This window comes from Marinobacter sp. NP-4(2019), assembly GCF_003994855.1.
GTDB lineage: Bacteria > Pseudomonadota > Gammaproteobacteria > Pseudomonadales > Oleiphilaceae > Marinobacter.
Window position 1 is genome coordinate 1 of record NZ_CP034144.1, and the last position, 15,066, is coordinate 15,066.

Genomic DNA, 15,066 nt, shown 5'->3' on the forward strand with positions numbered 1-15,066 from the left:
CTCGCTTCGCAAAAACGCCGACTGGATGCGCCATTCTATTTCTGAAGAGGAGCTACGCGCTCACCAGTTTCCCGATCGCGTGCCAACCCGCAAGAAACCCGCCGACAAGCCCGACTATTGGTGATCGGGTGGGGGTAGGGCCGATAGTATATACTATGCGCTGTTGGTCCGATTACGCCTCACGACAGTCGATAACGGTCAAAGCTGCCGCCGCGTTCTGCTCATCATTTAACGCACCTTTGCACCACTGTTGGTAGGTCAACGGCCCGAAATCACCGATAACCTGGCGATTATCGGCGTTTGTGGCGTGCTGATCGTGAAAATGGTGTAAGCAGAACTAACCACCTGGTAGGAAACCTCTCATGTCAGACACGCCAACCCCTCAGACAATCGCGAAGAACTGGTATCTGGTAACCGTACGGGATAAAAACGGTGAAGCGTTGGCCGATTTTTTCTGGGGAATCGTGGTGGAAGATCGGAAGAATCGCTTTAAGCCTGGTGATTACGTGTGCTCAACGCTGATCGTCGAAACGCTGGGCGATTCCCTGTTCCGCACCCAAAATACCCTCTATGAAGGCTCAGGCGAGGGTGAACGGGTGTCACTGGCCCTTCGCCACTTCAAGTGGCTGAGAGCTGGCCTCAGCCCTCCTGAAATTGAAGCTCTGGCTGCCAACAACCTGCAAATTGTCGGTCTTTGACCGAGGAGACTTTGTTTCGCTTTGAAAAGTGACAGAATAACAACAAAGCAGCGTCGGCGGCCTATTTGTGAAAATATAATCACTCCGAGGGCAAGCATGGGCGCAACCGGTACGACTCTGGGCAACATGATTCGCCAACGGCGTAAGAGTCTAAACATCAAAACGCAAAAAGAGCTGGCTATCAAAGCTCACGTTCACCGTGAGCGAGTGAACCAGATTGAAAATGACAAATACACAGGCCGGCTGACGGATCTTGAGCGTGTGCTCGCGGTACTTGGGATGGAGCTTTCAGCAAAGGTTATTGATCGGCCAACGCTCGAGACCATCCACTTGTATTCCCCGATGAAGACGAAGATTAACTTCTATCTCTCAAACAATCCCAGCACCTCGCAAGGTGTATCTCCACCTTGCACGGTGTACTCCAGCCAAGGTGTATCTCCACCTTGCACGGTGTACTCCAACCAAGGTGTATCTCCACCTTGCACGGCGCACTCCAACCAGGGTGTATCTCCACCTTGCACGGTGTATGACTAAGCTAGTTTCATCAGAAAAATCAGTGTTATATGACTTATATTCGGCGTTGTTTTAGTGTTGTATTGGCGCTAAAATGATGTTGTTTTGGTGCTAAAAAGGTGCTTTATGATTCTTTTGATAGGAAATCAGAAAGGTGGGTGCGGGAAATCAACGACCGCAACGAATGTCGCGGCTGAGCTCGCTATCCGAGGCAAGGACGTTGTTCTGGTTGATGCGGACAGACAGGCCACTGCTGCGCGCTGGGCAGAAGACCGGAAGCGTTGAGCGGCGTTCCGGCGGTTCACTGCGTCCAGAAATACGACAACGTAAGAGAAACCTTGCTCGACCTGGATAAGCGTTACGGCTTTGTCGTCGTTGATGCAGCAGGACGGGATTCCAGGGAATTGCGCACCGCAATGACGGCTGCAAATTTGCTGGTGGTGCCGTTCCGCCCTTCGCAGCCGGATCTGGACGTGTTACCCACACTTCAGGAAATCATCATCGGGGCACGAGACTTGAACCCTAAGCTCAAGGCATTTGGGGTACTCACGATGACACCTACCAACCCGAACGTGAGTGAGGCTGAAGAGGCGCGCCTCTACCTGAGCGATTACCCTGAGATTGCTCCGCTTCGCTCGGTGATCCGAGATCGGAAGTGTATCGAGATGCCGTCAGTGAAGGCTTGGGCGTCGTTGAAACCGACAACAGCAAGGCAAAAGCCGAGATTCAATTACTAGTAACGGAGATACTGAGCCATGGTTAAACGCCGCTCACCAGAAGCGACCTCGACCGATGCCGATCGGATCGAGGCGTTCGCTAACCAGGCGGACGGAGGGGAGGCCATGAAAGCCGATCCCAACGCCCCACGCGATTACAAAAAAATCAACGTGCCATTCAATGAATACGAGTACGAGATTCTCGAAGAGGCGTCAGAAGAACAGGGAGATCGAAGTCGAACTTTCTTCGATGGGCAATGATTAAAGCTGCTAAAGAGTAAAAAACACCAGATTCACCGGTATTCTTTTTATGACAGCTTCATTAGTAGAAAAAGTAATTTGGCGCTTTTTTGGTATTTTATTAGCATAATTTAAGCGCCTTTTTAGCACTGTATTAGCGTCATATTTTATCAATTACTAATAGCGCTCTCCTAAATAGTTGCCGCCAGTTTCACGGTGAAATTGGCGGCAACTGGTATCCGTCATTCATCTTCTTTCCGGATTTCCCAGAGCAGTGAGTTGTCCTCAGAAACGATCTTTTCGTCAATCATGGTCTTCGCTTCTCTGGCAAAGCGTAACTGGGCATTCATTGGAATCTCAGCCCACTCTACCCCGTTCGTCTCTTCGTAACGCTCCAAAATCTCCATGAACGCATTGAGCACCATTTCCGAATACACCAGGTGCGCGAAGTTCTCTTCCTCCCCTAAAAACCGTTTGCTTAGCATGTTCCGGAAAGCCAGCACGTATAGCCGCTGTTCTCGATCGAGTCGATTCCATGCTTCCTGAACCGTTCGATAACCGGTCAGAAGCTGGGGGTCACTCAAGACAAAACCATTCACAATGGTCTCAGTGGTTGAGCCGGTACCATACACCAACGCGGCCAAATGGGCTTTAACACGATAGTCGTTAAAATCGACGGCGCTCTCATGCCAGATAATCTGCATATCGAGATTCCACGCGAGATATTCAAAAGCCATAACAATCCTTGAGGGTTAATATCGTTCGGGCGGCCTTTAAACTGGGCACCCGCTAGGGTGCCCAGCGTTCAGGAATTGCCCTCAAAGCGGCAAGCGTACGACAGTATTGGGGTTAGTTCCCGAGGCGCACGCCAGAACACCAGGTTCGGCTTTGAGGTTCGTCAACAACCCCAGACAGTCGCTAACCACAGGCCCCTCAAGCAAGCGGGCAGACGCCGGATCTGACAAGGGAATAGCCAAGGTTCCTGAAAAGCGAGTGACGTTATCCGGATTCGCAAACCGCTGCAGAATGATCTCGGTCTCGCTCGCTGACGCTGGCTTCAGCTCCAGAGAGAACGCTTTTCGGGTGTGGGTCGCAATGAGTGTCTCTTCACCATCAAGGGTCACCACGGCCAGACCTTCAATCAATCCAGGCTCGATAACCTGGGAAAAAGGATTTTGCGAGAATGTCACCACGGTTTCCGCTGTGACAGGCACTTGCTCGGCCGATCCAGCCGCCGCAACAACGTCACTGCTAGACAGTTTTTTGATCGTGATTGCGCCCGAATCGTTTGAGCTTTCGGCAAAGAAGATCGCTCCGCTTCCCGCATTCGTCGCCACGGCGGAGACAAACCCATCGCGATTCTCGTACAGAAGCTGAGCTTCGAATGGCTTCACATTGGCCCATATAGTGCCCGTCGTCTCTACGTAGCTGTCCTCAGCGCCATCCTCTGAAATGAAATACTGAAAATCGGGTTCGCCGCTCACCTGGATAGCTCGACTGGGGCCCGCGGCAATGAGCACGTTTTCACCCGTATTCCGCTCAAGGCCATGGAAAGCCAGATCGGTACATCGCGTAAGCTCAAGGCCAGAAGGCTCGAGGCTAAAGCCGTCGATCGGAATATCCGCGCCGGATATCTCAAGATCGAAGGAATTCCAATCCGTATCCAACCGACTGAGCGAGAAATTCACATGGGCGGGGCCGGTGTAAATTTTCCCATTCCGATCGGCGTTGAAGGGCGTTCTGTCACCGGTGCCCGTGCCCACAGAGAAGCGCTCGCCACCGCCAACGCACATGAAACTAATGGCACTGTTCGGATCGTCTACAAACAGCGGATAGTCGAGCGTGGCGTCTATGCGAACGTTCGCGACAGCTTCATCTGGCATCGAGGCCGTAAATTCGTCGGTCGAAATTTGGGGGTCGGCACTGGTGTCCGCTGGATCCAAAACCCACGTTCTGGGCAGACTGCCCGACTCAGGGTCTGAAGCTTTCGCCAAGCCCTCGCTGACGCTGTTTGTATAGGCGTGCAGGGTGAAGCCGCCGAAGATGTGGATGCCTTCAATAACTTCCTGCTCAGACGTTTGGAAGCCTAAATCGGTCAGGAACGGCTGCACAGGCTCCGGCTCCGGCTCTGGTTCAGGTTGTGGTTCCGGCTCCGGCTCTGGTTGAGGCTCTGGGGTTTCGACCGGAGCTGACTGAGGTTCGGTAACGCTGAATCGGCTGTCGCCGCCGTTACAACCGGCAAGACCAAAACCGGCAAGAACGGCAAGAATCACAAAAGTTTGATTGTTCATGGCTCTTTTACCTTTTTATCTCAAGATTGGCTGTCGTCGCGAAGCTTGATTTCGACGCGGCGGTTTTCGGAGCGGCCCTCTTTGGTCGCGTTGCTACTGACCGGTTTCGTTTCACCGAATCCTCTGGTGAGGATGGAATCCGGTGAAACGCCAAACTCATTCACCAGGACAGCTTCAACAGCCTTTGCACGGGCAAGACTTAGGCGCTGGTTGAAGGATGCGGGGCCACTGCTATCGGTGTGGCCTTCGATAATGATCGTTAGGTCAGGCTGCTCTGTGACGGCAGTGGCGAACTCGGAGAGCTGGCTTGTGTCTGCACCGGCGCCGATTGCCGCGCTGCCAGATGCGAACGGAAGGCTTTTCTCAGTCACCCTAAACTGAGCAATGATTTTTTCCGGTTTCGGCTCTGGCTCGGGTGCTGGCTCGACTTCTACCTTCGGAACCACAACCGGATCGGGCTGGGTCACTACAGGGGTCGGAGCTGCTTTAGCGGTCGACTTCCCGCCGAACAATCGAGTGATCCCGGCGAATACGACGGTATCAGCGTAGGCATCTTCAACTTCAACGCGCCCTCGGACCCCTGTCGACACCATCCACGAATCACCGATCATGGCTTCGAAGCCCGCCTCGCCATAAACCGATACTTCAGTTTTGTCCTTGTTGAAGGTGGAGCTGTCGAAGTGGTGAAGATTGATGCCAGAACCCAGAAAAGGCCGAGCACCATAGAAATCAAGATTCTGGACGTGATAGCGAGCGCCACTACCCAGCCGGTAAGCATCCACGTCTCCACCCAGATTCTTCGTTTCCAGAGAGCCATAACCGGCCTCGAGGCCCAGGGAAATGCTCGGGGACAGGAATCGCCGACCGGCGACGCTGATTTCGGTGAAATCCTCCAGGTCATCAATCGCCCCGGAACCGGAATCACCCATAAAGTAATGGGAAAGATTGGTTTCTGCGCCGATCGAACCGGCGGTAGGAAAGGGGTTAGCGTTTGCTGAAATCGCCAGCATGGCGATCGAAACACTAATTATGAAACGGCTTAAATTCATGGTTAATCCCTTCTTGGCTTGGTATCAAATTGGCGCTAACGCCAAACAACACCATATTAGCACCTTATTAGCACCAATCAAGCGCTAATTATATGCTTTTTTGGTGCTATTTAGACGCAATGCGACTAGGGCGCTCCGGGAGCTATTGAGGGTTCTGTTATTTAGATGGAGAGAGGGGGGGGAGAAGAGCAGAGCCGGGCTTAGCCCGGCTCTGCTCTTTTACCAAGTGTGGACAGGCTGCTCCCACACTGGAACTTTGTGGTCGTTGTTCAATAAGAGATTTCTAACTTCCTGGTATAAAATTGTCTCTTTCAGCGTCTCTTCATAAGCGTCTTTGTTACCACAGAAGCCGTAACGGATAAGTATATCTTGAAGACGGCACTGATCTTCCAGGAGAGGACTGAACTCGGTTTCTATGTCGCTGCAATGAAGGGTTACACCGGCGCGTTTCAGAACTCCTTCCATCCGCCTCGTCATCTCCCATTGAGCCGAAACGATCTCTTTAGACGGAAAAATACAAGTGACCTCTTCGAGCCACGCAGAAAATTTGTCGAAACCACTATCATCAAAAAAATTTTCACGGTTCATTTTTGCAGTTCCTACTGTAGTTTCAGTTGCTAGATAAAAGCCTGCCCAACCAAGCCTTACATGTAAGTATGCGCCGAAAAATATTACATGTAAAGGTCGGTTGACTGAAACTTGTCAGAACAATTAGGCTCAAGCCTAACGCCCCATTTCACGAACTCTTTCACGGATTCTTTCTCGACCTCGATCAAATGAACGGCCGGTGTCACGTCCTGACGACTCCCGCGACTTCTCGTCGCGCTTCTCGTCTCGGCTGCCTTTCTCTTTCTCCGGACGTTGATTCTTGGCCTTTTCTGGCTCTTTGGGCTTGTTACTCGCACCGGCGTCACGCTGCTTCTCTGGCATGCTCTTCTCCTGCGATTTTGACTTCTGACGATCCTTCACGCTCTCAAGCGCTGTTTGTTTTTCGCCGCTTCGGCTCGAAATGAGCTTTTCCACGCCCTTTCGATCATTCGTGAAGAGGTGAACGCTGTTTTTCGCACGAGAGAGGATAGTGTAAAAGCTGCGCATATTGAGCAAGCTCTTATACTTGCCGCTGAGATTGGCTAAGACCCGGTTGCACGTTTTACCCTGGGCCGCGTGAACCGTTGTCGCGTAGGCGTGCCGGAAGTGCTTTCCGCCCTTTTCTTGGGTGTCGATGGTGTGACTCTTCCCGCGTGCGTCCTTGGCGTAGATTGTTCCCTTATCCACCCGATCGACAGTCAGTCGATCGCCATTGTTTAAGCCGCGATCCTTGTCGTTTTTCGTCCACTGGATCTGGTCGCCAGCGGCAATTTTCGTGTCCTGCTTCTCGTAGGCCTGAACCTTGTTCCCATTACCAAACTGCTTTGGCTTCCACTGGGCCTCATTACCTTCACGGTCTTTAAGGTGCACGGTCTGGCTCTTATAGTCGATCCGATCGACTTCGTAATACTCGCCTTTCTGAATGCCCGCTTTTTGATAGTCACGGGCAAACGTTACCTGGTCGCCTTCCTTGTACCGGCTGGCGTCTTTGGTCTGTTCGTTGGTGAGGTCTTTTTTCTCGAGGGTCTTAGTCTGGATCTCTTCGCCGTACAACGTGCCCTCGGCCTTGAGTCCTTCCCGGATCGTCTCGTTCAATGCCTGACGCCCGGCGCGAGTTGGGTCGATCACCAGTGTTTGCTCACGCTCGGCTTTATCCAGGGAAAGGTATTCTTTCGCGATTTCGTCGCGGCGTTGCCCTTCATCGAGCGTTTCTGTGATCGTCCCGCTACGCTCAATCGCTTGCATGGCCTTGGCGGTTTCACCCTCGATTGAAGCGTAAACGGCTTCTCGGGTATCGGCATTTTGCTGGCGAACAACGTCATCCAGGACAAAGGTTTCCATGCCGTTTTCCTGAAGTTGACGAAAGGCTTCACCCGCCTCCACGCTACCAAGTTGCTGAACGTCACCTACCAACACCACACGAGCATTAGCGCTTTCGCTCGCCCTTAAAAGCTCCTGCGTATCTTTCGCCGACAGCATCGAGGCCTCATCCACTACCCACAATTCTTTTTCTTTAGGGCCTTCGTCACGGCCAGACCGGGTTTTAACCAGGTGCGCGGCGACGGTTTCACTCTGAGCAATGTTCGCGCCCTCGGACAACTGTTCTGCGGCACTTTTTGTCGGCGCCATACCTTTCACTGTGTAGCCTTGTGCTTGCGCCTCTGCGGCAATGGTTTTTAGAACGGTGGTGGTTTTGGCGGTACCGGCGTAGCCCTGAACGGCGGTAATTCGGTGATCGGTGGCCATGATTCCGGTGGCAGCGTCTTTCTGTCCCTGCGTCCACGGATAAGGCGATTCGGACTCTGCTCGCTCAATGGCGTGTTCGGCGTCTTCGACGGTTTTCAGAGGCTCTGCCTGTCCTCGTCCGGCCTTTTCCGCGGACAACATGCGGTACTCATTCCGCATTGCTTCAACGGTGGTGTAGCCGGTTTCTTGTCCATTTTCAGTGGCGACGGTTCGAGGTATTAACCGATCGGCTTCTGCAGCCTTGGCCATGGCCGCTTTTATGTCGCCGTTCGTGGCCGGGCTTCCGTAAGCCACCCGAAGCGCTTCACGCTCGAGCTCACTTTTGGTAAATCGGCTCTGTCGCTCTCCAAGGCTTTTAGCTGCTGATACAATAGCACTTTCGGCACTCTGGTCTGCTTCTTTTTGGATGGCTGACCGATCAGCGCCACGAGTTTTAGCTGCCTCTACAATAGAGCGAGAATCGACACCAAGCTCACGCTCTCGCTCTCGCCAGTCAGCCTTCATGGCCTCCCTATCCACATTTTTTTGTTTGCTTTTACGGGTCGCCAGTGCCGCCTTTTCTCTCATGGCCCTACTAGCTGTTTCCCTGGTTAAACCTCGCCGCTCCAGCCATTCGTCCATATTCTTAGAGCGATCACTGAATTCGCTCCGATGTGAGTTCGTAAACTCGCTCAACTCAAACCCGTGCTCGGTGCGCTCCACGTCGTAACCAAGCTCCCTCGCTTGGCGCGCTAGCGCCTGCTTATAGACACGATCGGACTCATACTGAACCCGATAAAGCTCACGGGAATCGAGAGAGCGCCAGCGACCATCTTTGTCCTGAGTCGCATTTACGATCAGGCTGTGGGTGTGAAGATTCGGGTCAATTTCCCGACTTGTGCTGTGTCGAAAGCTGGCTCCAATTAAATTTCCCGTTCTTTCCCTGGTAATCTGATTTCCTTCTCGAATTCGAGTCTGGGCAACATTTTCCTCCAGCCACTCGAACGCCTCTTTTACCGCGTTATCATGCGCATCTACTAAACGATGATCGCCACCTACCAACGCCGCAAGGCTGACCGATTTCGGGGCTGAGAAAGTGGCCTCCCATCCCGGACAACGTTCAACTTTTCCGTTCCGGACAGTTCCCAAAACAGAACCGTCGGGCATCTTGCCGCGCAGCAACTCGGCAAACCCTTCTCGATTAACTTCACCAGAAAGGTTCAGCCTATCCGAGCCACTACCGAGCCACTTCGAAGGTGCTTCACCGCTCTCTCGATAGTAGTCATCGTGATCATAATAACTCTCAGCATGGGACACACTGCCGAGCTTAACGGTGTTCCTCATGGCTAGGCTTCCTTTCGTAATGACCAATAACGAGATCGAGAGCTTTCCCTACTTCTTTGAAAACAGCCTCCCTGATGCCAGCCTCTAAAGTGTCGATTTTTTCTTGAAGAGGCTCGATTGCTCTCGAAATTCTTTCTTCTATATGCTCACCTTGGGCATGCTCCTGGATAAGAATTCGCAGCGCTTCCGAATCACTGGAAGCACCTATTTTTTGCAGAGTCGCTTTCTCTTCCGCAGTCAATCGAACTCCAACCGAAAAGGTTTTTTTACTGACCATCACGCCCTCTCTTTAAACGCGAAGCTTTGAACGAATGTCGAAAATTTCATCGACCAGCGGGCCAATAGCCCGTGCAATTTTACTCTCAATATCCTCCCCCTCCATGTGCCTGTGAAGGAGGATTCGAACGGCAGTTTCTTCACTGATCGAGCTGATTCGTTGAAGCGCGGAAATTTCTTCCGCGCTGAAAATCAGAGTGACTTTTTTTGTTTCTTTACTCATAGATTCGGTCCTGATTGGCTGCTGAATGTGGGAGCGTTTTGGTCACGGTTTTGAGTTCGATCGACTTCTTTGTCGGACCCGTTTTGGCTAGGTTGAACGCTTGGCTTCAGTTCCATTTCTGGCGAAGAATTGTCTCGTTCTTCTTCCAAAATCTTGGCGAATTTCTCGGTAAGTTCGGCGGTAGTCAGGCCGGTTTTTACCAGGCCAGATCGCGTCGCTGCGCGAAGAATCTTCTTCTCAACCTTCTCTCTTTCAGCAGCTTCAGCGGCTGCCAGTTTGGCTTCCATTTTTTCGATTTGCTGACGGATTTGCTTCGGTGTTTGACCCATTTTCAACTCCATTTTTTGCAATATTTAGTGATAACTGGTGTTAACATTTAAAAACAGATACTTAAATCGTTTATAGCTGTTTTTCTGTTAACAGTCTGATAACGCCCTAAGCCATGTGGCACAAGGCTTTAGGGCTGCACCACACGCCGCACGCAGTGCATGGTGTGTGATAGATTGAAGGGAACGAAGTTCGCTTCAATCGTACCAACGTTTTGCCAACCCGTTGGCAAAACCAGATCGCAACTTGGGCCCCTGATTTTTGAAAAAAATCAGGGGAATTAGCCGCGGTCATAGTTCGATAAAATCGCGCGGAGCTGTTGAGATTTGTTGGCACTTTGACGGCCGCCATCCTTGGATTCCTTCTCCAGGTCATCAGGATCTTCGGCACCACCTGCAGCGATTTCTATGCCCGCATTTAATGCGTCCATGACCCGCTGCGTTTTATCGTCATCTTTTTCAGATTTGGGTGGTTCTTCCTGGTTAACGTCAGGAAGTTTCTCCTGGTCATTCTTCGCATTGAAAAGGCTTTCAATATCATCAAAATCCGCATCAGAAGGTTTGGGGAGTCGGGTATTTTCTCGTTCAGTCTTTTCAGGAGCCTCGGGTTCAATCAAGGTCTGTTTCTGCGGATTTCGAGCCCGCTTTCGTGGGACGAAAGCGGGCTCTTTTTGTGGCCCTATGTCGAGATAGGGGATATCAGAAAAAAACGCCTCGCCAGCTTTGGAGGTGGTTTTTATGCAAGCGTGGAGTTTTGGCAACCCCATAAACTCAGCGGGAAGAATCTCTCGCTCAATGCTGTATTGCTCCTGCTGTGATTCAGAGGTGGTCGTCGAGGAACTCGCCCCTGCCCCACTTTCACTGGTTGACGTGTTGATGACGATTCGACGGACCTGGGCGTCTCCGATCTGAAGTGAAGACCACTCCGCACTGCGATCGTCTCCCTGGCGGAACATGATTTTTGCGCCGTAGTTGGCCAGCAATTCAACGAAACCATTTCGACCGTAATGCTTTTCAAGCTGGTCAACGGTTTGGACTGCATGCACACAGCACAGGCCATATTTACGACCGAGAGTAAGAGCTTCAGACATCGCGTTAATCTGCGGGTACTGGCCGAGCTCATCACAGAAAAACCACAGGCGGCGATCGGACTCCGGCATTGAGAGGACCGACTGAACAACAAAGCCGGCAATAATAGAGGCGAGTGGTTTTCCGGAGTCGCCGTATTCGTGAGGAATGGGAACAAAAAGCCAGCTGTCGCGATCATCTTTCGGTAGATCTGTATCGCAAACCTTTGAAACCCATTTTTTAATGGACCACCCATTAACCCCTCCCTCTGGTGGTAAAGAGCGAAGCGCCGATGCTTTACTTGTTGCGGTACCGACAACGCTTGCAAGCATTCTCTCTGCACCAGGCCGAAGCAGACCAGCCGCCGGACTATCGTCGCCTACAATCTCCAGAAGCTCGTTGGGATCGGCACTCGAAAGCTGAGCGGCGAGGCGCGTATTTGTCGCCGGTTTTTGATCGCTATGGCGATCAAAAACCGCCATTAAAACGGCCTCAGCATAGATCCGTGCCATGCGTGCCCACTCTTCAGAGTCACCGCCGTGACCCAAGGGAATCATGGCTGCAGCTAGCCGCTCTGCGTCGTAATCCCCTTCCATCTCCGCCAAAGGCGACCAATCGACGGATCGAGCGTCATGGGCAGCAATGATGAAGTCTTTCTCAGGCCGATATAGTCGACTGGTAAGCTCTCCGCCTATATCCAAAACCAAGGCGGGGTTTTTTCTTTTTCTGGCCACTTTCACAGCGGCTCGGATTGCCTGGGATTTTCCAACCCCCGTAGCACCAACAGCGATTAAATGCTCTGCTTCGTACTCGTAGGGGATCTCTCGAGTACCAATTTTCAGAACCGCTCGAGACTCCTCCTCTAAATCGGAAGGTTCTACCTTTGCAGTTGTTTCATTTGCTGGCCTCTTTTGGGAGAGTCGTTTGAGCTGCACCAAAAAGACACTAACTACCAAGGATATTGAAGATCCCAAGACACCAAAGATGGCGGCTTTTTCGTTCAGAAAGTGCTTATGTACCAAGGCCATTTTCATGTCTAGCTGGCCCATAGTGACGGTGTAGTCAGACAGCCAGGAGTTCGCTAGCCGAGGGGCGTACTCAAAGAGTAGCGCCCCTGAGATCGTCAGAATCTGCTCTTTTGGGAATTCGTGGATCGGAGTACCCTCAATGACCAGGAAGGCATACAGGCCACCAAAGAAACCGAGAATGCCCATGACCATAAACACCAAAAGCCAGACGTAGATCATGAAAAACCTCAGCGCTTGACCTTGATACCACGAACCATACCGGCCTCACCTTGCTCAGCTCCTGTTGTTTCCAAGAAGCGGGAGAGGTAGTACTTCCACATGCCAGTCACGATAACTAGAACCGTCACCCCGAGAAGCAAAACTGTTGCACCCATCAGGTACTTGAAAAGGTCAGGAACCAGCCAGTAGCTCGCCAGGGCGGACAACCCAAGGAAAGCGATCAAGAAGAAAACATACTTATCGTGCTCAGTTTCCTTCTTCAGATTCGGGTTAGTGAAATAAGCTGAGATCATCATTAAGGCAGCGCAGACAGCAAGAATCAGCAAGGTATTTCCAGTGCCTGCAACCAGGGTCCAAATACCTCCCAAAGCAGCCATCAACCAAAGAGAGAGACCCACTCGGTGGCGCCATACCAGGACTTTTTCGGAACGCTTAACATGAATGAGCGGTGACATAAGAAAAGCGGGGTACATCGGCAACGCTGCAAATGCGTTGTCACCGATCAAAAGAGCCAACACGCTCCCGATCGGGAAGGCCGCTGCAAGCACCAAAAATCGCTTTGATCGCAGCGCGATCAAGCCGATAACACCAACTGAGGAGATGGCTGCAGGCAAAATTATGTTGCTGGCACCAAAGATGGCGGCACCAATCATCAACATAACCACGGCGACAACCAATGCTTTAACCCAAGCCATGGCATCAAAATCATGTTTCGAGCTTTCTTTTTCGTGAATTTCGTTCTCGTTCATATCACACCTCTACAGATCGTCATCAGTTAGATTTTCATAGCCATCCTTGGCGTTCCGGCGCTTTGCCTCGCGCCATGCTCTAAGGAAGGTTTTCACCTGCTCAAACTCCTGATCGGTTAAATAAAGTTGCCGACCTGTGCGGCCTAATTCTTTTTGTCTTGCCCGGAATCGCGCCACGTATTCAGCGTTTTTCGATTTCGGCTTCGGCTTTTTTTCTTGGTTATCCATAACGGGTCCTTAATTGAGTTTCAGGAGAAAGCCGCACCCATTCAGTCCATAACCCGACTCAGCATCAGATAGACTCGACTGGTGCTCACAGAAGAATCGGGTTCTATCCGTGGCCGAATACGAAACACCAAACACACCAAGCGGGCCGTTGAGTCTCACTTCATCCGCTGGCTCAGGTGCGGGGGTGAAGTTCACGCCCGTATACACGTCCCACTTGTCACTGCTCAACGGCTCAATCGAAGCGCAGCCAGCCAGTAACCAGAAAGCAATCAAAGCGAGCCAGATCCTCAACATCACTTTTTCCCCCTTAAAAGGTCAGCTCGAGTCCAGGCGTAATCGCTTTTCGTCGCAACTGAATCGCTCTTTGTGAAGTAAACCTTCCGCGCTTCTGTCTCGCCGTTACTCGATTTCTCATCGTTGGCGTAAGCCGTGCCAACGGAGAAGGCCAGAAGTAGAAAAATCAAAATGCGCATAAAACCTCCGCTTATCCATATTTGCTATACAGTAATTTTAGTATCTAATTAGCACTAATACAACACTATTTTAGCACCATTTTAGAGTTTTATTAGCGCCTTGTTTGGCTTGAGTGCTGGCTTCCAGCACTCAAGCCCAATACCCCTTAAATCGAATCCCCCTCCTGAGTCTCGTAGACCAGCTTTTTGTGTTCCTTCGCCAGTCGATCAGCTCCTTTCAAAAAGTCCGGCTCCCATTTCGCGCCCTTATTCAGAATCTCCAGAACAGATTCGGCGAAATCCTCAATGTCGAAAGGGCCGGCATAGCGCTTTACATGGGGAACCTCGAACCGATTGCTGGCATCGCCCACATCCAGCGCCTGGACAAAAGCGACCCGACCGACAACCCAAACCCGGCAGCGCGGATCGTTTTCGTCATAAACACAGTTCTGAGCGTTGTTCCAAATTCTCATAATTTCCTCCGGTGCGTTGGTTATTTCTTACATGTAAGTATAGCAATAAAAATCTTACATGTAAGGTCGTTTTACAATTCATTACAAAGAAATTTTGGGCGGCGCGAGGATCGCACCACTACCAACCAAAGCGCGGGAGCGGGGATAATCAGAACGGCTACAAACCTCAGGAGGCGATATGAATGAGCACTGGATGGACGAAAGGGGTCGGGCAGGTTTACGTGCGGTCATAAACATCATGACCAAGTGGCAACTGGGAGAAAAAGACCAAGCTGAAATACTCAGAGTGAGTCCGGAGATGCTCAAAAGCCCTGATATCGCGGGCGGACTATCCACCGATCAACTCGAACGAATCTCGTATCTATTGAATATTCACGCCGAACTCCGGGAGCTTTTCCAGAATCCTGAAAATCACGGGCTCTATATGAACTCAAGGAATCAGAATCCCCCGTTCAACGGCCGCTCACCTCTGGAATTGATCCAGAATGGAGGGAAAGCGGGTCTCGATGAAGTTTTCAGGCATTTGGAGGCCATCAAATATGGGCAATGAAACCTTGTCAGATCGGATTTCTATGGCCGGCGAGTTGGGGTTAGAGGAAAGTGAGTTAACAGGCGCTTATGATGCCGCTCATCTCACAAATGAGGATCTCGAAGCCTTAAGGTCTGTGCTGGCTAAAAACATGGGAGGGGATCGGGAGAACATGGCACACTGGCTTAGAACGGAGAACAGCCAACTGGGGGCCGCCCCTTTAGACCTGGTTAAAACCCATGAAGGGTTTGAATCGGTGGTTGCTTGCCTGGAGAGAATCCTCAACCGATAGGCTTTACTTAGCCGTGGGATAATTTCACCTCTCTTTGTG

The 15,066-nt window shown here is 51.4% G+C and carries 18 protein-coding genes and 1 pseudogene; 6 read left to right on the forward strand and 13 right to left on the reverse strand.

Annotated elements, in window-relative coordinates:
- Positions 1-362: 362 nt before the first annotated feature.
- The 4 genes and pseudogenes from EHN06_RS20890 to EHN06_RS20905 all read left to right on the forward strand — a co-directional run bounded on the left by EHN06_RS20890 (position 363) and on the right by EHN06_RS20905 (position 2,188).
- On the forward strand, positions 363-698 hold the full coding sequence (locus EHN06_RS20890; protein WP_127334590.1) for a DUF6957 family protein: 336 nt from the start codon (positions 363-365) through the stop codon (positions 696-698).
- Positions 699-794: 96 nt separating this feature from the next.
- Positions 795-1,232 (forward strand): helix-turn-helix transcriptional regulator, encoded by a 438-nt coding sequence (locus EHN06_RS20895; protein ID WP_228257517.1) that lies wholly within the window; start codon positions 795-797, stop codon positions 1,230-1,232.
- Between the two features lie 105 nt (positions 1,233-1,337).
- Positions 1,338-1,974, forward strand: a pseudogene (locus EHN06_RS20900) (division plane positioning ATPase MipZ).
- Positions 1,967-2,188, forward strand: coding sequence for a hypothetical protein (locus EHN06_RS20905; protein WP_228257518.1), 222 nt, complete (start codon positions 1,967-1,969; stop codon positions 2,186-2,188). The pseudogene EHN06_RS20900 and the gene EHN06_RS20905 overlap by 8 nt, the downstream one beginning before the upstream one ends.
- A 221-nt stretch (positions 2,189-2,409) precedes the next feature.
- Here the strand turns inward: EHN06_RS20905 and EHN06_RS20910 are convergent, their stop codons facing one another.
- From EHN06_RS20910 to EHN06_RS20970, 13 genes are all read right to left on the reverse strand, one after another.
- Complete coding sequence (locus EHN06_RS20910; RefSeq protein WP_127334591.1) at positions 2,410-2,904, reverse strand: hypothetical protein; 495 nt, start codon at positions 2,902-2,904, stop codon at positions 2,410-2,412.
- Between the two features lie 81 nt (positions 2,905-2,985).
- Positions 2,986-4,458, reverse strand: a complete 1,473-nt coding sequence (locus EHN06_RS20915; RefSeq protein WP_164735661.1) for a hypothetical protein — start codon at positions 4,456-4,458, stop codon at positions 2,986-2,988.
- Positions 4,459-4,478: 20 nt separating this feature from the next.
- Positions 4,479-5,507, reverse strand: coding sequence for an OmpA family protein (locus EHN06_RS20920; protein WP_127334593.1), 1,029 nt, complete (start codon positions 5,505-5,507; stop codon positions 4,479-4,481).
- 219 nt (positions 5,508-5,726) lie between these two features.
- Complete coding sequence (locus EHN06_RS20925) at positions 5,727-6,095, reverse strand: hypothetical protein (RefSeq protein ID WP_127334594.1); 369 nt, start codon at positions 6,093-6,095, stop codon at positions 5,727-5,729.
- A 135-nt stretch (positions 6,096-6,230) separates the two neighbouring features.
- Positions 6,231-9,164: a MobF family relaxase gene (mobF, locus tag EHN06_RS20930; RefSeq protein WP_127334595.1), complete on the reverse strand. Its 2,934-nt coding sequence runs from the start codon at positions 9,162-9,164 to the stop codon at positions 6,231-6,233.
- Positions 9,148-9,441 carry a hypothetical protein gene (locus EHN06_RS20935; RefSeq protein WP_127334596.1) on the reverse strand — a complete coding sequence of 98 codons (294 nt, stop codon included), beginning with the start codon at positions 9,439-9,441 and terminating at the stop codon, positions 9,148-9,150. Before EHN06_RS20935 ends, mobF begins: the two co-directional genes overlap by 17 nt.
- A gap of 12 nt (positions 9,442-9,453) precedes the next feature.
- On the reverse strand, positions 9,454-9,663 hold the full coding sequence (locus EHN06_RS20940) for a hypothetical protein (protein ID WP_127334597.1): 210 nt from the start codon (positions 9,661-9,663) through the stop codon (positions 9,454-9,456).
- The gene (locus EHN06_RS20945) at positions 9,660-9,992 is read right to left on the reverse strand and encodes a hypothetical protein (RefSeq protein WP_127334598.1); all 333 of its coding nucleotides are present in this window, start codon (positions 9,990-9,992) and stop codon (positions 9,660-9,662) included. Before EHN06_RS20945 ends, EHN06_RS20940 begins: the two co-directional genes overlap by 4 nt.
- A 278-nt stretch (positions 9,993-10,270) precedes the next feature.
- Positions 10,271-12,304 (reverse strand): type IV secretion system DNA-binding domain-containing protein, encoded by a 2,034-nt coding sequence (locus EHN06_RS20950; protein WP_127334599.1) that lies wholly within the window; start codon positions 12,302-12,304, stop codon positions 10,271-10,273.
- A gap of 8 nt (positions 12,305-12,312) precedes the next feature.
- A complete protein-coding gene (locus EHN06_RS20955) occupies positions 12,313-13,053 on the reverse strand; it encodes a hypothetical protein (protein ID WP_127334600.1) in 741 nt (246 codons plus the stop codon).
- Positions 13,054-13,062: 9 nt separating this feature from the next.
- Positions 13,063-13,281, reverse strand: a complete 219-nt coding sequence (locus EHN06_RS20960) for a hypothetical protein (RefSeq protein WP_127334601.1) — start codon at positions 13,279-13,281, stop codon at positions 13,063-13,065.
- Positions 13,282-13,574: 293 nt separating this feature from the next.
- Complete coding sequence (locus tag EHN06_RS20965; RefSeq protein WP_127334602.1) at positions 13,575-13,754, reverse strand: hypothetical protein; 180 nt, start codon at positions 13,752-13,754, stop codon at positions 13,575-13,577.
- A gap of 146 nt (positions 13,755-13,900) precedes the next feature.
- The gene (locus tag EHN06_RS20970) at positions 13,901-14,206 is read right to left on the reverse strand and encodes a hypothetical protein (protein WP_127334603.1); all 306 of its coding nucleotides are present in this window, start codon (positions 14,204-14,206) and stop codon (positions 13,901-13,903) included.
- A 178-nt stretch (positions 14,207-14,384) separates the two neighbouring features.
- On the opposite strand from EHN06_RS20970, the gene EHN06_RS20975 reads away from it, so the two are divergent.
- Positions 14,385-14,756 (forward strand): MbcA/ParS/Xre antitoxin family protein, encoded by a 372-nt coding sequence (locus EHN06_RS20975; protein WP_127334604.1) that lies wholly within the window; start codon positions 14,385-14,387, stop codon positions 14,754-14,756.
- Positions 14,746-15,027 (forward strand): antitoxin Xre/MbcA/ParS toxin-binding domain-containing protein, encoded by a 282-nt coding sequence (locus EHN06_RS20980; RefSeq protein ID WP_164735662.1) that lies wholly within the window; start codon positions 14,746-14,748, stop codon positions 15,025-15,027. The genes EHN06_RS20975 and EHN06_RS20980 overlap by 11 nt, the downstream gene beginning before the upstream one ends.
- The last annotated feature ends 39 nt before the right edge of the window (positions 15,028-15,066 follow it).